Genomic DNA, 16,918 nt, shown 5'->3' on the forward strand with positions numbered 1-16,918 from the left:
ATTAACATTTAACTGAAAATTTACAGATGTTGGCAATCATTTAAGTGAAATAAAAAACTGCTTGTCGTTAAAGAGAGTAGATTTGTTAGTTCAACCAAATGAGTATATTATGAAAAATGTGATCACAATTTTTGCTTTAAGTTTTATAGCTTTCAATTCGGTTTCTTGTAGAGAAGAAAAAGAAACAGTAGTTGTAAAAGAAGTGCAGGTAGAAAATACATCTAGCGACCGTGAAGGCATATTAGAGCGTACAGCAAAAAAGGTGGATAACGAAGTAAATAAAGAGATTGACCAAAAAATAGAAACAATCGGTGACGATAATTAATTTATATACTATGAAAAATCTAGGATTATTATCAATTCTTTTAGTAGCAACCCTTACATTCACTTCTTGTCGTGAGAAGACAGAAAAAGAGAAACTTGTAGAAGAGATGAAAGAAGATGGTGCGGTTATCGAAGAAACTGTCGATGATGATGGTGACTACAAATTGAAAATGGAATCAGACACAAAAGAGGTTAAAATAAAAGAAGACGCGGACGGCGACTCAAAGATTAAAGTTGACAACGATAACTAAATCTTAAATGCTTAAAATAAAAAAAGCCACACATATAATGTGTGGCTTTTTTTATTTTAAAGTGCGCATTTGATTTTTTAAATCTAGCATTCCTTGTTGTAATTCTCTAAGAAGATTGCTTTCTGATGGTGCATCTAAATGAAAAGTAAGCTTACTATTTACCTGCCAAAGTTCTTGTATATCACTTACCTGTACTTCAAAGGGGTGATATTCCTGATTAAGTGATATCAATAAGACTTTTGAAGGATCTGGAAGTTTTTGAAGTTTTTTTACAACTACAGCATCAGGCAATACAACAACATATACTTTATTATTGGTTGCTTCACCCATATTTACAGTAGCTTTTCCTAATACCCAATCTTCAGGCATAAAATTAGGCATCATACTATCTCCTTCTATTTGAAAACCTCTATATGTAGCATTTCGGTATTGTGGAAGTGGTAGGTCAAAAGCGGGCAATTGTTGATACCAATCTACATCTTGAACATTGTGAGGATAACCGGCAGCGGCTTTTTGATTAACCATTACCAGATTTTCATTGTCATTGATATCTACGGTAACTACTTTAGGACTTACATCACCTTTGCCGGCGTGAAGCAACTTCTGATTACTATACCCAAAAAGCCAGAGCGGATTAATGTTGTATAATCGTAAAAGTTCGGTTACAATATGACCAGAAAGTTTGGTGCGTCCTCGCTCTATATCTGCTGTAGAATTTTTAATACCTAACGCTTCCGCAAATTCGGTTTGCGTTAGATTCTGTTCTTCACGTATTTGTTTGAAGCGGCGAACATCGCCTGTTACATCATTGATTCCCATATTGTAAATGTACTATTATTTGGAAAAAATCCTAATTAAAGTTCGGAAAAAATCCTTTAAATAGGAAATTTTCTTTAAATTCGTAAAAATTCCACGCTATGAATTTTGAAAGAATAAAAGAAAAATTATCCATACTTGCAGATGCGGCAAAGTATGACGTATCGTGCTCCAGTAGTGGTAGCAAACGTACAAACACAAATAAGGGATTAGGTGATAGTTCTGGTATGGGTATTTGCCATAGTTATACCGAAGATGGACGTTGTGTTTCCTTATTAAAAATACTACTTACAAATCATTGTATTTTTGATTGTGCATACTGTGTAAGTCGTAAAAACAATGATATAAAACGTGCTGCATTTAAAATTCAAGAGGTTGTAGATCTCACCATAAATTTTTACAGGCGCAACTATATTGAAGGGCTGTTTTTAAGCAGTGGTATATTTCATAATCCTGATTATACTATGGAGCGATTAGTTTCCATAGCAAAAAAACTGCGTTTAGAAGAAAATTTCAATGGCTATATTCATCTAAAATCTATACCAGGATGTAGCGATGAATTAATGCGCGAAGCTGGTTTATATGCAGACCGACTTTCTATAAATATTGAAATTCCAACTGTTTCAGGTCTTAAATTACTTGCTCCAGAAAAAGATCATAAGGATTTTATTAAACCTATGGAAAAGGTGAAAAATGAGATCATTCAGTATAAAGCAGAGAAAAAGATCATCAAAAATACTCCGGTATATGCTCCCGCAGGACAAAGCACTCAAATGATTGTAGGCGCAACGGGAGAAAGTGACAAAGATATTATGTATTCTGCTGTGCATTATTACAGCACTTATAATATGAAGCGGGTATACTATTCTGGATACGTACCGGTTTTAGAGGATAATAGATTACCTGCTCTAGGGACTGAGGTGCCTATGCTACGCGAAAACAGATTGTATCAAACAGATTGGTTATTGCGCTTTTATGGATTTGATGTACGGGAATTGCTAAATCATAATCATCCTAATCTTGATATTGATATTGATCCTAAATTGAGTTGGGCTTTACGTAATATGCATATGTTTCCGGTAGATGTGAATACAGCAGATAAACAACTTTTAGCGCGTATTCCTGGTTTAGGAATGAAGTCTGTGCATAAAATTATAAATGCCAGAAAATACAGACGTCTTAATTGGGAGAATTTAAAAGCTATAGGCATAGCGATGAGTAGAGCTAAATATTTTATGGTTTGTAATTCATCAAATTTTGAAAGTAGAGATTTAGAACCCGAGCGTATTAAGAGTATGATATTACAATCCTCACAAAGTAAATATCAGAAATTCTATAATCAGCAATTGTCTTTATTCAATTAAATGAAAAAGCAGACATTAATATATGATGGGAGTTTTGAAGGCTTGCTAACTGCTATTTTTCAAGTTTATGAGGAGCGCTTAAATGATGTATTTATAGTTGACGAGGTTCACTACGAACCCGATTTTTTTTCTGAACCAGTTACTGTATATACAGATGATGGTAAGGCAAATAGAGTATGGGACAAACTTAAGGACTATAAAAATCTTAGTAAGTTGATTTATTGGTCATTTCTAAGCGAGTTTGATGAGCGTGAGCGATATATACTTGAAGCATTACACTATGTTTTAAAAACTCAAAATGAAAATGATTATGGGCACCCTGCTGTATTAATGCTTTCGCAACTTACCAAAAAAGTAGGAAGAGAAAAGCACAGAATGGAAGCCTTCGTGCGTTTTAAAAGAACTAGAGAGGATTTATATGTTTCTATTATAAGTCCAGATTTTAACGTCCTTCCTTTAATAGCTAAACACTTTAAAAATAGATATGCAGATCAGCAATTTGTAATATATGATACTAAGAGAGGGTATGGTCTTTTTTACAATTTAGATTCAATAGCATTTATTGAGTTAGACTTTAATTCGAAAGAAGATTTAGAAAAAGCAATGCACGAAGAAGAAACTAATTACAATTTATTGTGGCAAAACTATTTTAGCAGTACAAATATTAAAAGCAGAGTTAATATGCGACTTCATAAGCAACATGTACCTAAGCGCTATTGGAAATACTTAAATGAGAAAAATCCGCTTTAAAACGAATTTGATTACTTTAGTATAGATTTCTAAATTATATACACTATGAAACGATTATTATTAAGCTTGTTGTTTGTCGCTTTATTAAGTACAACCTATTCTTGCAGAGAAACTACTCAAGAAAAAACTGAAGACGCTCTAGAGTCAATAGGAGAAGATATTGAAAACGGTGCAGAAAACGCCGGGGATGCTATACAGGAAGGAGCAGACGAACTAAATGATGAGATTCAAAGAAATGATGATGTTATGGATGATGATGCTTAATTATATCTTAATACAAAATCTGATTCTCTAAAATATTTCTTTAACCACTAACGTAAACGTTGTCGCTTTGAAAAGTTGAGAATTTGCTGCAATTATGTTAATTGAATTGTTGTATTCCTTGCGATATTTTTATCAAAACTATAATTCGATAAAAAATTTAATATTTTTTATGATATTGTGATTTTAAATTATATACTTTTGCGAGCAATTAACGCTAATTAAAATATTACCAATTATGAAAAAATTAATTTTTAGTGCTTTCGCACTTTTACTAATGGTTTCTGTTTCTGCTTGTCGCGAAACTACTGAAGAGAAAACTGAAGATGCAATGGAAAACGCTGCTGATGACATGGGTGATTCTATGGATGATGCTGGTGACGCTATAGAAGACGCTGCTGAAGATACAGGTGATGCTATCGAAGACGGAGCTCAAGAAGTAGAAGACGAAGTTGAAGGAAACGACGACATGTAATATCTTCTCAAGATAAGAAAAAGCCCCTTTTAGGGGCTTTTTTTATGTCTAATATTTTAGTTTCTTAAACTGTAGCACTACTCGTAACTGCATCACGGCTTACTTTCTTTACTAATCCTTGTAAAACTTTACCGGGACCTACTTCAATAAACTCGGTAGCTCCATCTGCTAGCATATTTTGAACACTTTGCGTCCATTTAACGGGAGCTGTAAGTTGAAAGAGTAAATTTTTCTTTATTTCAGCTGGGTCAGACACCGCTGTAGTACTTACATTTTGATAAATAGGGCAAGAAGGAGTATTGAATGTTGTATTCTCAATAGCGGTAGCAAGTTCTTCTCGCGCAGGCTCCATTAGCGGAGAGTGAAAAGCACCTCCTACCGGTAAGATTAAAGCGCGCTTTGCACCCCTTTCTTTAAGTCGTTCGCAAGCTTCTTCAACAGCACTTAACTCACCAGATATAATCAATTGACCAGGGCAATTATAATTGGCAGCAACAACAACTCCATCAACATCAGCACAAACTGCTTCTACAAGTTCATCTTCCAGACCTAAAATTGCAGCCATTGTAGAAGGAGTACTTTCACAGGCTTTTTGCATTGCTTGTGCACGTTTAGAAACAAGTTGAAGTGCATCTTCAAAACTTAAAACTTCGTTGGCAACTAATGCCGAAATTTCTCCAAGTGAATGACCAGCTACCATTTCTGGCTTGGCACTTTCTCCTAAAGATTTAAACAATGCTACAGAATGAATGAATATAGCTGGCTGGGTAACATTTGTCTGCTTTAACTCTTCTGCAGAGCCTTCAAACATAATTTTAGTAATGTCAAAACCTAGAATTTCATTAGCTCTATTAAATAAAGAGCGTGCAAGTTCTGAATTGTCATAAACATCTTTGCCCATTCCTGTAAATTGAGCCCCTTGTCCAGGGAATATATAAGCTTTCATAATTATATTTTTCAAAAAATTAGAATTGTAAAAATAAGTAATGACTAAGTACAAATACAATTTTAATACTACGATTCTACTCAGACTGTATTTTCAAGATTTGATTTACGCAAGTGATTGTATGGATAACCAATAAAAAAAAAGCTATTGAAGCTCCTTTTGTTATTATAAATTTAGAGATCCCGTTTCTCCTACATCCACTTTATCTCCTGTAACTGCTGCATATCCCATTTTGAGTAAGGATACAAATTTGTTGTTTTTAGTATCCCAATATTGAGCTTGAGATGGAGTAAATTTTATGGCAGTGAGGTTAGGATCTTCAACGCCATCAAACCATGAATCATCTGTAGTTGAATACAGTTCTTCAAGAATTGCTTTATCGCGAGTTACAAATGCTTTTCCAAATACACTTAGAAATTGCATATCTGATGGCTTAGCGTACAGTAATTGCATATCTGCATCTTTAGCAATATTTGCATTATGATCACTATCTGCTCCACTTAGAAACCAAATATTACCTACCTCATCTACTTTTTTTGTTGACATAGGTATTGCGTCAAGTGGTTTATTTGAAAGATTAGTAACCATCATAGCAAAGTCTATGGAAGTTGCTAAATCCTTGAGTTTATTAATTGCATCGGTGTTTGATAAATTTTCAGTACTCATAACTTTATTTTTTTATTAAAGTTAAGATTGTGAACCTTATCATATTGATAACAATATGCCAATAATTCTGTGTAATACGATAAAGTTTGTTAACCGAATTTAGTTATTTATGATCGGAAGAAGAGTATGCTAGTAGGTCTTTCTCTCGTAAGTTAAATACGAGAAAGAGTACTTATGCCGCTCGTCTTTACCGTGAAACTGAGTGTTTACAAGGTTCCAGTTTGCAGGATTAAGTTCAGGGAAAAAGGCATCTGCTTCAAAAGTATGATGCACTCGTGTTAATTCTATATGAGTAGCGTAGGGCAAACCTAGTTTATAAATTTCACCGCCACCTATAATAAATAGATTGTCATCATTTTTAGCATAATCTAAAGCAGCCTCTATACTATTTACCACTATAATATCTGCTCCGGCTTGATAATTTTCTTCTCTTGTGATAACTATATGAGTTCTGTTTGGCAGTGGTTTGGGAAAGGTCTCAAAAGTTTTTCTACCCATTATAATGTGATGATGGGAAGTTAATTGCTTAAATCTTTTAAAGTCATCAGGAAGATGCCATACAAGATCATTGTCTTTACCTAATGCATTATTTTCTGCAGCAGCAGCAATCATTGTAATCATAGAGCTACGAGTTTAACGGGGTGTTAGGTCTAGTATAGGTTGTGGTAGGTTCTATAATAGGGTGTTCTTGATCAACTTTGGTTTGAAGTTTAGCAATTTTATTTTTTTGCTTAGCGACAAGTTTGTCAAGTTGGTCATTTTCCCATTTTTTATTCATGAAGGATTTAAAAAGAAATACATTCAAAAAATGAATTAGAAAAAAGAAGAACCAAATCAATGTTGCCCATACAAACCAATCTATCTCAAGAGGTCTAAAATCTGCTCCAAAATCTAAAATTAAATTTAGGATGATTAAGAGTATAGCCCCGGCAAGAAAAATAACAAAATGTCTAAAAAGATTTTTTTTCTCTTTTACACGTAGTTGAGCGTATTCTATAAGCTCACGTTGATCACGATCAATTTTAGTTGTTTCCTGCTTTTTTGAGAACATAAGATGAGGTAAATTGTTTACAAATCAAATTTACAAGATTTAATTGCAGATCTCACCTATGAAAAACTTAAAAAAAGAGTTTCCGGTTACTACAAATTACATTCATTTAAATACGGCAGCATCTGGTTTGCTATCAGAAACTTTGCTCGACTTTAGACAAAATCATGATCTTGATTATTTAGTAAAGGGAAGCTTGCTGAAAAATGATCAAGATAAATTTTTAGATGGCGTACGTAAGGATGTGGGGAGCTATTTTAATTGTGACGCCTCTCTGGTAGGATTAGTCCCCAACTTTTCTTTAGGTTTTAATGCGGTGTTAGAAGCGCTTCCAAAGAATTCTAAAATTGCGCTGCTTAAAGAAGATTATCCATCAATTAATTGGCCGGTGCTATCACGAGGTTTCAAAACCTGCTATGCGATTATTGATGAAAATTTGGAAAACAATATACTTGAATGTGTGACAAAGGAAAAACCAGATTTTCTATGTCTTAGTCTCGTTCAATACATTAGTGGTATTCAGGTTAATTTTGATTTTTTAAAAGAATTAAAACAAGCACATCCTAATCTTATAATTATTGCAGATGGTACACAGTACTGTGGTGTCGAGAGCTTTAATTTCAAAGAAAGCGGTATCGATATTTTAGGAGCCAGCGCCTATAAATGGATGAATGCAGGATATGGTAATGGCTTCTTTCTAATAAAAAACGAGGTGGCTTCCAATTTAAAATTGAAAACAACTGGCTTCAACTCTGTAAGGGGTGCATTTAAAGAAGAAGATGACTCGTTTATTGGCGGTCTCGAACCGGGTCATCTTGATACTCTTGCTCAAGGGAGTTTGCAGGCTTCTATTAAATTAATCAAACGTATAGGTCAAGATCAAATTACAAATCAAATTGATCTTCTTAAACAAAAGGCAATAGAAGTGTTTTCTGAAAAAAAACTAGTAGATCCTATAATTTCTAAAAGAGCGCAACATTCTTCAATTTTTAATATTAAAGGAGATCAGAAACTCTTTAATAAGCTTATTGAGAATAATATAATCTGTTCGCAACGAGGAACGGGTATTCGGGTTAGCTTCCATTATTTTAATTCTGAAGACGATTTAACGAAGCTTTCACGGTTAATTTAGCACGCGCGACTTATTTTTAATAATTATATTTATATAAAATAATAGTATATTCTCTTTAGATAACGTTTGCGAATTAAGTAATTAAAAAACAACACTTTAATTGCGTCTATAATTCGGAAAAATATGTCTAAAAGTCTGATTCTTGGAAAATTATCAGTTATCATTTATAAATTTGAAGAAACTTAAAACTAATAGTTATGTCAATTACAAAACAATTCTTAAAATCAAAACCAGAATGTAAGGTAACATTTGTGGTAGAGAATGTAGATGCTAAGACAGTTGCTGTGGCAGGAGATTTCAATAATTGGGAAAAGGCTGAACTTAAAAAATTAAAAAACGGTTCCTTTAAGGGATCATTAAATATACCAGTAGATGCTTCTTATGAGTTCAAGTATGCTGTAGATCAAAATTGGATGACAGAGCCTGAAGCTGATGGAGCACGATGGAATGATTTTGCTGGTGCAGAGAACAGTATTTTATCTTTATAGATTTTTTAAATGTTAGTGTTTACCTAAGGGTGAACACTAACATCTTTCCAGAAAGCTATATGATTGGCTATATTTTTTGCTTTCATATTTGGTTTAGGATAATACCAGGCGGCGTCCTTGAGAATTTCGCCTTCAATTTTTATCGAGTAGTAGCTTGCAATGCCTTTCCAAGGGCAAATGGTATGCGTCTCTGAGTTTATTAAAAACTCTTTATAGACATCTTTAACAGGAAAGTAGTGATTACCCTCTACAAGTATCGTCTCAGCGCTTTCTGCTAGAATAACGTCTTTCCATGTTGCTTTCATACGCTATTGTTTTTATTTATTTTATTCGGAATATGTAATCGGTAAAATAATTTTTTGGATCAGAATATTGCTTTTCTACTACGAGTCCGGCCTCTTGCGCCAGCCAGTTTACAATCACATCATCATACTTTTGAGAAATTTCTGTGTGTATACTTTCCCAGGCTGAAAAATGAATATCAAGATCTAGATTTTGCAGGGTTACAGTTTGATCTTCGGTACTTACTAAGTAACTTTTTGTGGTTCCATTTTCAGGATCATATACGGGCCAGTGATTAAATTTTTGCAAGTCAAAATTTGCGTTCATTTCTTCATTAATTCGAGAAAGAAGATTTTTATTAAATTCTTCAGTAACCCCTTGAGAATCATTGTAAGCATTTAAAATTACCTGAGGATCTTTTTTTTGATCAAAACCCATAAATAAAAGATCTTCCGGTTGCATAGACTTTCTAATGGTAGTCAAAAATTCGACGGCATATTTGTGAGGTAAATTGCCAATGTTTGAGCCAAGTACAACGATGACCATTTTACGGTCTTTTTGTTGTTCACTTAATTTCTTTAAAATATTAAAGTAAGTTCCCTGCTCGGTCTCAATATTTATTGAAGGCCATCTGTTTAAAACATCTTCTTCTAACTCATCAAGAACATTTTGACTAATGTCAATAGGCTTATAAGTGAAATTTCTCTTGGTCTCAATTAATTCTTGTAATAAAATTTTAGTTTTTTTACCATCTCCTGCACCTAATTCAACAAGATCAAAACCTGCATCTCCAGAAAATAGGTTAGATATATCGGCTTTATTTTCTTCGATAATTGTGCGTTCACATTCAGTTAAATAATACTCAGGTAGAGCCATTATTTTTTGAAAGAGTTTATCACCCTTTTTGTCATAAAAATACTTTGAGGATAAGTATTTAGGGAATGCTGTTAATCCTTCGTACACTTCTTCTTCAAAAGTGTTTTTAAACTTTGTCTCTTGGTTTGATTTCATCTTTTTATAGAATTAACGAGCAAGTCGCAGGCCGGTAAATTGCCATCTTAATTGAGGGTGAAAAAAGTTACGATAAGTAGGTCTGGTATGGTAATTTGAAGTGGCTACAGAGCCGCCTCTCAATGTTTTCTGGCTAACCATAAATTTGCCATTATATTCTCCTAATGCTCCTGGAGCTTTAGTATAGTTAGGGTAGGGTAGGTAGGCACTTTCTGTCCATTCCCAGCGCTCTCCCCAGTCAAATTGCGATTGTGCAACTTCCCATTCAAATTCTGTAGGTAGTCGCAGTCCTTTCCACTGCGCATATGCAAAAGCTTCATAATAAGAAATATGAGTAACGGGAGCCTCGAGATTTAATTTCTGTAAGCCATTCAATCCGTAGTATTCATAATAATTGTCATTCTTGTGCCAATATAAAGGAGCTTTTATAGCATTATCATTAATCCAAGCCCATCCTTCACTATGCCATAACAGAACACTTTCATATCCTCCAGCTTCTATGAATTGTATATATTCTGAATTAGTAACTAATCTACTGCTAATTTCAAAAGAATTAAGATATACCTTATGCAAACCTAATTCGTTATCATAGCTGAAGCCATCACCCTTGTGACCTATTTCATATATGCCTTCGGGTATAGAAAGCCATTCGGCAGGATTGGGATTCAGCTTAAATTCTTGAAATTCGCTTGAATATGTTGGGAGTAATGGATTATTCCCTAGAATGTATTTAATGTCTGTGAGTAGTAATTCTTGATGCTGCTTTTCATGGTGAATTCCTATCTCAATAAGTTGTGCAAGTTCATCGGTGTCATTTTCCTCAAGCAATGCTGTTAAAGCATTGGTAACATATTTGCGATATGCATAAACCTGATCAACCGTTGGGCGTGATAAATTGCCACGATCTGTGCGTACCACTCGAGCTCCCATACTCTCATAATAGCTGTTAAATACAAAAGCAAAATGATCATCATAGACCTGATAATCATCTTTAAATTTTTTCAGAATAAAATCTTCAAAGAACCAGGTGGTGTGTCCTAAATGCCATTTAGGTGGAGAAACATCTTCAATAGGCTGCACAACATAATCTTCAATTTGTAGAGGTTTGCAAATTGTTTCTGTGTGCTCACGTGTTTCTAGTAAAAAGTCTAAAAGCGCAATAGAACTGGTAATCATAGCAATGAGGGATAACTTTTGGTTATTCTCAAAGTTACAATAATATTGTGTTGCTGTTTTTTAGACTTGCGTTAACAGGGCGTTAAAACGTAAAGGGCATAGAATATTTAATGGCTCGAGGACTTCCTCCAGCTTGACCGGGTGTCATTTGAGGAATAGCTAAGATATTGCGTTTAGCTTCTTCTTGTAACATTTTTGTTCCGCCTTTTACCCCAAGTATTTGTGGCTTGCCTTCTTCATTTATTACAAAATCCACAATTACTTTCTCCTTTACGCTTCCTTTCTTATAACCTTCTGGAAATTGAAAATTACTAATCACGTGATTGACTAACTCTTTCTTGAAACAAGCTTTTTTCTCAATTGCGTTCCCGGTACAACCTGGCCAAATTGGAGGTATTTCTGTGATAGAGATCGAATTACCCGACACGGTAATTCCCTCCTGAGCATATGAAATTGAACAAATAGTGAGGAATAGCGTAAAAAAAATAGCTTTCATAATTATTAATTATATGTTTAGATGGCAACCGCTCCTTTTATGTGAGGATGTGGATCATAATTTTCGAGTGTGAAGTCTTCAAACTTGAAATCAAAGATATCCTTGATAGTAGGATTAAGCTTTATTGTCGGTAAGGTGCGTATTTCTCGGCTCAATTGCAAGTTTAGTTGCTCAATATGATTATTGTAGATGTGCGCGTCACCAAAGGTATGTACAAAATCACCCGGTGCGTAATTGCAAACCTGAGCAATCATCATCGTAAATAATGCGTAAGATGCTATATTAAAAGGAACCCCAAGAAATACATCTGCACTGCGTTGATATAATTGGCAGGATAGTCGTGGTCGCTTATCCTCGCTATTGGAGTCTGCTGGTGCAACATAAAACTGAAAAAAGGCGTGACAAGGAGGTAATGCTGCTTTCCCAGCTGCTACGTTTTCTGAAAATGACTTTGAAGTATCTGGAAGTACACTAGGATTCCAGGCACTTACAAGCATACGTCTGCTGTTAGGATTTGTTTTAAGCGTCTCAATGACTTCTTTAATTTGATCGATCTCTTCGCTAGCCCAATTACGCCACTGATGACCATAGACAGGTCCTAAATCGCCATTCTCATCTGCCCACTCATTCCAGATGCGTACCCCATTTTCTTGAAGATAACCCACGTTAGTCTCTCCTTTTAAGAACCATAATAGCTCGTATATGATAGATTTGAGGTGTAATTTCTTGGTTGTAACCATTGGAAATCCTTCACTTAAATCAAATCTCATTTGATAACCAAATACGCTCAAAGTACCTGTACCAGTACGATCACCTTTTTGGATGCCATTTTCAAGAATGTGTTTTGCAAGCGCATGATACTGCTTCATGGAGTCTAAATTTTATCAGTTTTCAAAAATAGGAATAGCAAATTTGAAAAATCGTTAATAAGTTAAAATTTTCTAAAATTTAATTAAGTAAAATAAGTACTTTTGAGCTTGATAACTTATTCGTATCATATGACTATTAATAATACAAAGACGTACTCATTTGCACAGGTTACATTTTATGACACTTTTGTGCATTGTCTTTTCAATGAAGATCTCGAACTAGTTTCTAAAGAAAAGGCTTTAGAGATCGTAAATGCAGTTAATAAGTTTTATGGCAATCAGAAGTATGTTCTGATATCTGAACGCGGATTAAATACACAATTTGATTCTGAAATAATGGAATCTCTAGATCTTCATAAAATGAAGGGTCTGGCTATTGTTTCTCCTAACGGTGATGAGAGAAGACAGCAGCTCATTAAAGAGCAAAGTTATTTTGAAGGGTCGTTCGCATTCTTTGAAACTTTTGATGCAGCTAAAGAATGGGCATTAACCTTTTAATTATCCAATAAGCATTCCGGCTAACGTAGCAGACAATAATGATGCTATCGTTCCACCTATAACCGCTTTTAGACCAAATTCTGAAAGCGTTTTGCGTTGTCCCGGTGCTAACGATCCTATTCCTCCAATCTGTATACCTATTGATGCGAAATTTGCAAAACCGCATAACATATAAGTTGCCATTATAACAGACTTTTGATAGGTAAAGCTAATATCGTTTATAGGGTTTTTAAGATCTGCTAATTGTATATATCCTACAAATTCACTGGCAGCAAGTTTAATTCCTAGAAGTTGCCCCATGAGCATAACATCTTCTGTGGCAACACCTATAAGCCACATTAGAGGAGCGAAAATAGTTCCTAAAATCGCTTCGATAGAGAAGCTCTCATAAGGAGTATATGCTGCTAAGAAGCTATTAAGAGTGGTTACTTCACCTATTTTGTTGAATCCGTAATTTATCATTGCAATAAAAGCAACAAAAACAAGTAACATCGCACCTACGTTAGCAGCAAGCTTAAGTCCTTCTGTTGTTCCTGTTGCAATTGCGTCCAGAATATTTGAACCTATTTTATCTGAAGATACTTCTACTCGCGCATCAATAGGTTGTTGCTGCGGGTAAAGTAATTTTGAAATAACAATAGCGCCTGGTGCTGCCATAACAGAAGCAGCTAATAAATGACGTGCAAATTCTAATCGGGCAATAGGGTCATCCCCTCCAAGAAATCCTATATATGCAGCAAGAACACCTCCCGCAACAGTGGCCATACCGCCTATCATAACTAATAGTATTTCAGAACGGGTCATTCGCTCTAAATAGGCCTTAATCATTAATGGAGCTTCAGTTTGACCTAGAAAAATATTACCTGCAACCGATAAGCTTTCAGCTCCAGAAATATTCATTAACTTCGTAAGTACCCAGGCCATTCCTTTTACCACTATTTGTATAACACCTAAATAGAATAATACAGATGTAAGGGCTGAAAAGAAGATGATTGTGGGAAGAACTTGAAATATAAATATAAATCCATAGCTTTCAGTGTCCATCATTCCGCCTAAAAGAAATTCACTTCCAGCAGCAGTAAACTCTAAGATTTTGACAAAGATTTTACCTACGAACTCAAAAAGATTTTGAACAAATTCAACTTTTAATACACCGTACGCGAGTAAAAGTTGAGCGGTAAGTCCAACTCCAATGGTTTTCCAGTTTATAGCTTTTCTATTAGCGCTTAGCAGGTAAGAAATTAATAATAAAGAAACCATTCCTAAAACACCTCGCCACAAACTATCAAATGAAAATCCTGAATTGGGTATAAGGGTTTTAGCTTCAGCAACGGGTAAGATTTCTTCAACTGTCTGGCCAATCGCGCCGTAAATAGAAATCAAAGAAATAAAGAGGTAAGAAAGTAATTTTCGCATCTATAGTTAATTGCGTTTAGAAATCTCATCACGTATTTTTGCTGCTGCTTCATAGTCTTCTGCAGCTACTGCTTCATCAAGTGACGTGTTGAGTTCACTCAGTGACATTTTTTTATAATTATTACTTTCTACAGGATCATCCTCAATGATAAGTTGATCTACCAGTAAATCATCCTCAAATCCATCTTGCTCTGATTCTGAACCTTTGAGGAAAATACCAGCTTTGTCTAAAATATTCTTATAAGTAAATATGGGCGCATTAAATCGCAATGCTAATGAAATCGCATCGCTGGTTCTTGCATCTATAACTTCTTCAATAGTATCACGCTCACATATAATACTACTGTAAAATACACCATCCACTAGTTTGTGGATAATTACCTGCTTCACATTGATTTCAAATCGATCTGCGAAGTTTTTGAATAAATCATGGGTGAGTGGGCGTGGAGGCAAGATTTCTTTTTCAAGTGCAATTGCAATTGATTGTGCTTCAAAAGCACCTATAACTATGGGTAGTTTCCGGTCGCCGTCAACTTCACTTAGAATTAAAGCGTACGCGCCATTCTGTGTCTGGCTATACGATATTCCCTTAATATTTAAACGCACTAAACTCATAAGTTGCAAAAATATAAAAAGGCTGTTTAAAAGAGGACAAGTATCCAAATTTAAACAGCCCTTTGAATTGCCGAAAGTACTAAATTATGAGTTATTAGCTTTAAACTCTTTTAGTTTTTCGTTAAGTCGGGGTACAATATCAAATGCATCACCTACAATACCGTAGTCTGCTGCCTTAAAAAACGGCGCTTCAGGATCCGAATTGATAACCACTTTAACTTTCGAAGAGTTAATTCCTGCCAAATGTTGAATAGCTCCGGAAATTCCAATAGCTATATATAAATTAGACGCAACGGGTTTCCCAGTTTGTCCTACGTGCTCGCTATGTGGTCTCCATCCCATATCAGAAACCGGCTTAGAACAAGCTGTCGCTGCTCCTAATATATCTGCCATTTCTTCAACCATAGACCAGTTTTCTGGACCTTTTAATCCGCGGCCACCACTCACAACAATTTCTGCATCTGCGATGGTAACCTTATCCTTTGCTTTGTCTACCGATTTAACTTCAACATCAAATTGTGCATCTTTTAAACTAGGTTCAAAAGATTCTTCTGAAGCATCTTTCTGCGATTCTTTGATTCCGAAGCTATTTTTTGAAAGACCTACAATTTTAATGTCGGTAGTAATTTTGGTGTGATTAAATGCTTTATTTGTAAACGCAGTACGTTTAACGGTAAATGGTGATGCGCTTTCAGGAAGAGCAACAACATTAGAAGCGTATCCTGCATTTAAATCCATAGCAAGCAATGGTGCAAGATATTTTGCATTAGCACTGCTGCTTATTACAATCACCTTAGAACTTTCCTGGTTAGCTGCTTGTGCAATTGCTTTGGCGTAGGCATTTGCATTAAAAGCATTTAATTTATCGTTTTTGATATGCAATACTTTGTCTGCGCCATATGCACCTAATTCTGATATATTATCTGCGTTAACAGCGATTGCTGTAACTGTAGTATTCATCATATCTGCTATGCCTCGCGCATAACTCACAACCTCATAGGAGGTCTTCTTAAACTTTCCTTCTTCTGCTTCTGTATATACTAAAACTGACATATTTTTAATTTTTTCTTTCCGGTTAATGAAAAGTAGTTTTTAATTCATCTCGATTTTTAAATAGCTTTTGCTTCGTTATGAAGGAGATCTATAAGCTCATCTAAATTGTCTGGAGAAATTAATTTTACAGCACCTTTAGGAGCCGGCTTTTCAAATGAAACCGCTTTAGTTTCTGTAGAAGCTCCTTGTGGTTCTTTTACATCTAGAGGTTTTTTACGAGCCATCATAATTCCACGCATATTTGGAATACGCAGATCACTTTCTTCTACAAGACCTTTTTGACCACCTATTACCAGAGGAAGCTTTGCAGTTACAGTCTCTTTACCACCATCAATTTCTCGTATGGCAGTCGCAGAATCGCCTTCTATCTCCAGACTAATGCAAGTATTTATAAAACTTGCGCCTATTAAACTGGCAAGCATTCCCGGTACCATACCTCCATTGTAATCTATAGATTCACGACCGGCAATTATTAAATCGTAATTACCTTCTTTAGCAATTACACTTAGTTCTTTTGCTACTTGAAAACCATCTAGTGCTTCTGTATTTATACGTATAGCAGAATCTGCACCTATTGCTAGGGCTTTACGAAGTGTAGGTTCTGTTTCTGCGCCCCCAACATTTACGATATCTACTGTAGCATTTTGTTTTTCTTTAAACCACATTGCTCGGGTTAACCCAAATTCATCATTAGGATTTATTACAAATTGAACACCATTAGTGTCAAATTGCGTGTCATTGTCTGTAAAGTTGATCTTGGAAGTCGTATCAGGTACGTGGCTGATGCACACTAATATTTTCATATATTATTTCTTTTTAGAGTAACTATTTCGTTTGCGATACGAAAATAAGCATTAATATTTGAAATTTACTATGCGCGCATAACAAATTTTAGTTAAATCAAATTCTTTTAGGTTGATTTAATTGCTATTTTTGCTACCCCTTCAAATTTGGGGAATTTACTTGATTTAACTGTATTAT

At 34.9% G+C, this 16,918-nt stretch carries 23 protein-coding genes; 9 read left to right on the top strand and 14 right to left on the bottom strand.

The genetic code is table 11. From position 1 onward, the window contains the following. Nucleotides 1-109 precede the first annotated feature (109 nt). Together DSM00_RS11275 and DSM00_RS11280 are read left to right on the top strand one after the other, a co-directional pair. Nucleotides 110-325, top strand: a complete 216-nt coding sequence (locus DSM00_RS11275) for a hypothetical protein (protein ID WP_128758122.1) — start codon at nt 110-112, stop codon at nt 323-325. Nucleotides 326-335: 10 nt separating this feature from the next. After that, a complete protein-coding gene (locus DSM00_RS11280) occupies nt 336-575 on the top strand; it encodes a hypothetical protein (protein WP_128758123.1) in 240 nt (79 codons plus the stop codon). Nucleotides 576-626: 51 nt separating this feature from the next. Here the strand turns inward: DSM00_RS11280 and DSM00_RS11285 are convergent, their stop codons facing one another. Continuing rightward, entirely contained in the window at nt 627-1,394 is a 768-nt protein-coding gene (locus DSM00_RS11285; protein ID WP_128758124.1) for a LexA family transcriptional regulator, read from the bottom strand. A 98-nt stretch (nt 1,395-1,492) separates the two neighbouring features. On the opposite strand from DSM00_RS11285, the gene DSM00_RS11290 reads away from it, so the two are divergent. The 4 genes from DSM00_RS11290 (at nt 1,493) to DSM00_RS11305 (ending at nt 4,241) form a co-directional block, all read left to right on the top strand. After that, a complete protein-coding gene (locus DSM00_RS11290) occupies nt 1,493-2,755 on the top strand; it encodes a putative DNA modification/repair radical SAM protein (RefSeq protein ID WP_128758125.1) in 1,263 nt (420 codons plus the stop codon). Then, nucleotides 2,756-3,505 carry a TIGR03915 family putative DNA repair protein gene (locus DSM00_RS11295; protein WP_128758126.1) on the top strand — a complete coding sequence of 250 codons (750 nt, stop codon included), beginning with the start codon at nt 2,756-2,758 and terminating at the stop codon, nt 3,503-3,505. Between the two features lie 45 nt (nt 3,506-3,550). After that, entirely contained in the window at nt 3,551-3,769 is a 219-nt protein-coding gene (locus DSM00_RS11300; protein WP_128758127.1) for a hypothetical protein, read from the top strand. Between the two features lie 235 nt (nt 3,770-4,004). Then, entirely contained in the window at nt 4,005-4,241 is a 237-nt protein-coding gene (locus DSM00_RS11305) for a hypothetical protein (RefSeq protein ID WP_128758128.1), read from the top strand. Nucleotides 4,242-4,305: 64 nt separating this feature from the next. Here DSM00_RS11305 and fabD read toward each other — a convergent pair whose 3' ends face one another. The 4 genes from fabD to DSM00_RS11325 form a co-directional block, all read right to left on the bottom strand. Next, nucleotides 4,306-5,187 (bottom strand): ACP S-malonyltransferase, encoded by an 882-nt coding sequence (fabD, locus tag DSM00_RS11310; protein WP_128758129.1) that lies wholly within the window; start codon nt 5,185-5,187, stop codon nt 4,306-4,308. A 165-nt stretch (nt 5,188-5,352) separates the two neighbouring features. Continuing rightward, nucleotides 5,353-5,853 (bottom strand): pyridoxamine 5'-phosphate oxidase family protein, encoded by a 501-nt coding sequence (locus DSM00_RS11315; RefSeq protein ID WP_128758130.1) that lies wholly within the window; start codon nt 5,851-5,853, stop codon nt 5,353-5,355. A 129-nt stretch (nt 5,854-5,982) separates the two neighbouring features. Continuing rightward, the gene (locus DSM00_RS11320; protein ID WP_128758131.1) at nt 5,983-6,474 is read right to left on the bottom strand and encodes a dihydrofolate reductase; all 492 of its coding nucleotides are present in this window, start codon (nt 6,472-6,474) and stop codon (nt 5,983-5,985) included. A 4-nt stretch (nt 6,475-6,478) separates the two neighbouring features. Further along, the gene (locus DSM00_RS11325; protein WP_128758132.1) at nt 6,479-6,904 is read right to left on the bottom strand and encodes a 2TM domain-containing protein; all 426 of its coding nucleotides are present in this window, start codon (nt 6,902-6,904) and stop codon (nt 6,479-6,481) included. A 58-nt stretch (nt 6,905-6,962) separates the two neighbouring features. Here DSM00_RS11325 and DSM00_RS11330 point away from each other — a divergent pair, with 58 nt between their 5' ends. Continuing rightward, nucleotides 6,963-8,033, top strand: coding sequence for an aminotransferase class V-fold PLP-dependent enzyme (locus DSM00_RS11330; protein WP_128758133.1), 1,071 nt, complete (start codon nt 6,963-6,965; stop codon nt 8,031-8,033). Between the two features lie 197 nt (nt 8,034-8,230). Next, a complete protein-coding gene (locus tag DSM00_RS11335; protein WP_128758134.1) occupies nt 8,231-8,521 on the top strand; it encodes an isoamylase early set domain-containing protein in 291 nt (96 codons plus the stop codon). Nucleotides 8,522-8,544: 23 nt separating this feature from the next. Here DSM00_RS11335 and DSM00_RS11340 read toward each other — a convergent pair whose 3' ends face one another. The 5 genes from DSM00_RS11340 to DSM00_RS11360 all read right to left on the bottom strand — a co-directional run bounded on the left by DSM00_RS11340 (nt 8,545) and on the right by DSM00_RS11360 (nt 12,355). Further along, nucleotides 8,545-8,826 carry a DUF427 domain-containing protein gene (locus DSM00_RS11340; protein ID WP_128758135.1) on the bottom strand — a complete coding sequence of 94 codons (282 nt, stop codon included), beginning with the start codon at nt 8,824-8,826 and terminating at the stop codon, nt 8,545-8,547. A 16-nt stretch (nt 8,827-8,842) separates the two neighbouring features. Further along, complete coding sequence (gene egtD, locus DSM00_RS11345) at nt 8,843-9,814, bottom strand: L-histidine N(alpha)-methyltransferase (protein WP_128758136.1); 972 nt, start codon at nt 9,812-9,814, stop codon at nt 8,843-8,845. 12 nt (nt 9,815-9,826) lie between these two features. Then, complete coding sequence (gene egtB, locus DSM00_RS11350; RefSeq protein WP_128758137.1) at nt 9,827-10,990, bottom strand: ergothioneine biosynthesis protein EgtB; 1,164 nt, start codon at nt 10,988-10,990, stop codon at nt 9,827-9,829. An 82-nt stretch (nt 10,991-11,072) separates the two neighbouring features. Continuing rightward, complete coding sequence (locus DSM00_RS11355; RefSeq protein ID WP_128758138.1) at nt 11,073-11,486, bottom strand: energy transducer TonB; 414 nt, start codon at nt 11,484-11,486, stop codon at nt 11,073-11,075. A gap of 17 nt (nt 11,487-11,503) precedes the next feature. Then, complete coding sequence (locus DSM00_RS11360; protein ID WP_128758139.1) at nt 11,504-12,355, bottom strand: thymidylate synthase; 852 nt, start codon at nt 12,353-12,355, stop codon at nt 11,504-11,506. A gap of 102 nt (nt 12,356-12,457) precedes the next feature. On the opposite strand from DSM00_RS11360, the gene DSM00_RS11365 reads away from it, so the two are divergent. Next, nucleotides 12,458-12,853, top strand: coding sequence for a hypothetical protein (locus DSM00_RS11365; RefSeq protein WP_128758140.1), 396 nt, complete (start codon nt 12,458-12,460; stop codon nt 12,851-12,853). Here DSM00_RS11365 and DSM00_RS11370 read toward each other — a convergent pair whose 3' ends face one another. The 4 genes from DSM00_RS11370 to DSM00_RS11385 form a co-directional block, all read right to left on the bottom strand. Then, a complete protein-coding gene (locus tag DSM00_RS11370; RefSeq protein ID WP_128758141.1) occupies nt 12,854-14,269 on the bottom strand; it encodes a NupC/NupG family nucleoside CNT transporter in 1,416 nt (471 codons plus the stop codon). A gap of 6 nt (nt 14,270-14,275) precedes the next feature. After that, nucleotides 14,276-14,884: a bifunctional nuclease family protein gene (locus tag DSM00_RS11375; RefSeq protein ID WP_128758142.1), complete on the bottom strand. Its 609-nt coding sequence runs from the start codon at nt 14,882-14,884 to the stop codon at nt 14,276-14,278. An 84-nt stretch (nt 14,885-14,968) separates the two neighbouring features. Next, nucleotides 14,969-15,937, bottom strand: coding sequence for an electron transfer flavoprotein subunit alpha/FixB family protein (locus tag DSM00_RS11380; protein WP_128758143.1), 969 nt, complete (start codon nt 15,935-15,937; stop codon nt 14,969-14,971). A 56-nt stretch (nt 15,938-15,993) separates the two neighbouring features. Continuing rightward, nucleotides 15,994-16,740 carry an electron transfer flavoprotein subunit beta/FixA family protein gene (locus tag DSM00_RS11385; protein ID WP_128758144.1) on the bottom strand — a complete coding sequence of 249 codons (747 nt, stop codon included), beginning with the start codon at nt 16,738-16,740 and terminating at the stop codon, nt 15,994-15,996. Nucleotides 16,741-16,918: the final 178 nt, after the last annotated feature.

It is taken from the genome of Leeuwenhoekiella aequorea (assembly GCF_004104375.1).
GTDB lineage: Bacteria > Bacteroidota > Bacteroidia > Flavobacteriales > Flavobacteriaceae > Leeuwenhoekiella > Leeuwenhoekiella aequorea.